Annotated in this window: 1 pseudogene; it reads left to right on the forward strand. The window is 72.4% G+C overall.

What is annotated here, in order from left to right:
* Nucleotides 1-286: pseudogene (locus H926_RS30565) on the forward strand (sensor histidine kinase); the annotation flags it as partial.

The following is a 286-nucleotide window of genomic DNA, read 5'->3' on the forward strand; positions in this document are numbered from 1 at the left end:
GGTCGTCAAGCTGGAGTTCGACGGCATCGAAAGCGCGTGGAACCGCGCGGGCGGGATCACCTATGTCACCGATCGCGCCGGGGTGATCCTGGTGGCGAGCCGCCCGGCCTGGCGCTTTGCCGCAACAGCCCCGCTCGATCCTGGCCTGGCGCGGGTCGAACGGCTGTCGCTCGGTGTGGCAGCCCTGCCCACGGCGCCCTTTGCCCTGGCTCGCGACGGCATGGTGGTGCCCGCCGGCACCGATACACCGCACCTTGCGGTCGCGACGGCGCCAGATGCGGCGGGC

It is taken from the genome of Novosphingobium sp. B-7, from assembly GCF_000410615.1.
GTDB lineage: Bacteria > Pseudomonadota > Alphaproteobacteria > Sphingomonadales > Sphingomonadaceae > Novosphingobium > Novosphingobium capsulatum.